Source organism: Vibrio sp. 10N.261.52.A1, assembly GCF_002876325.1.
Taxonomy (GTDB): domain Bacteria; phylum Pseudomonadota; class Gammaproteobacteria; order Enterobacterales; family Vibrionaceae; genus Vibrio; species Vibrio chagasii.
Genome location: NZ_MCYD01000937.1, coordinates 1 through 1067 on the forward strand (window position 1 = coordinate 1; position 1067 = coordinate 1067).

Genomic DNA, 1067 nt, shown 5'->3' on the forward strand with positions numbered 1-1067 from the left:
AACGAAAATATTAAATGACCGCAAACGAAAGTTAATATAGGATTCAATTATGTTCTAAAATGCTCGTTCGCTCAGAAAGAGGTCAAAACCATGAGTGCTCAACAAACTAATTCAAACAATAGTACATCTTCAACTCTAGACTTAATCGTTATTGGCGGCGGCATCAATGGTGCGGGTATCGCGGCAGATGCTGCTGGTCGTGGTCTAAACGTTGGTTTATACGAAGCAAATGATTTCGCCTCTGCGACGTCTTCTGCAAGTTCAAAGCTAATCCACGGTGGCTTACGTTACCTTGAACATTATGAGTTTCGTTTAGTTTCGGAAGCACTCGCAGAGCGTGAAGTGTTGCTGAGAAAAGCACCTCATGTTGCACAACCAATGCGTTTCCGTTTACCGCACCGACCATTTTTACGCCCAGCTTGGATGATCCGCTGTGGCCTATTCCTTTACGATAACTTAGGTAAACGTACGACGCTTCCTGGAAGTAAAACGGTGAACTTGGCTCAATCAGGTTTGCTGAAACCAGAAATGAAAACAGGTTTCGAATACTCAGACTGCTGGGTAGATGATGCGCGTATGGTATTACTGAACGTGTTGGCGGCGAAAGAAAACAACGCAGAAGTACGCAACTACTGCCGAGTTGAAAAAGCACACCGCGAAGGCGACATTTGGCACGTAACAATTCTTGATGTGATGACAAACCAACGTTTCGAGCGCAAAGCGAAAGCATTGGTTAACGCAGCTGGCCCTTGGGTGAAACAGTTCTTTGATGATGGTTTAGAGCAAACCTCACCGCGTAATATTCGTCTAATCAAAGGTTCACACATTGTGGTACCGCGTGTTCACGACGAACCACAAGCGTACATTCTACAAAACAAAGATAACCGCATCGTGTTTATGATCCCTTACCTAGATAAGTTCTCGATCATCGGAACAACCGACCTTGAATACAAAGGCGATCCTCGCGAAGTGGCTATCGACGATGTAGAAGTTGATTACTTGATTGATATCGTTAACCAGCATTTTGTTAAGCAACTAGAGCGTGACGATGTAGTGTGGACATACAG

The 1067-nt window shown here is 44.4% G+C and carries 1 protein-coding gene; it reads left to right on the forward strand.

The features are described 5' to 3' along the window. Positions 1 to 90: 90 nt before the first annotated feature. The coding region (glpD, locus tag BCT81_RS20355) for a glycerol-3-phosphate dehydrogenase (protein WP_102425618.1) at positions 91 to 1067 on the forward strand (977 nt) is incomplete at its 3' end.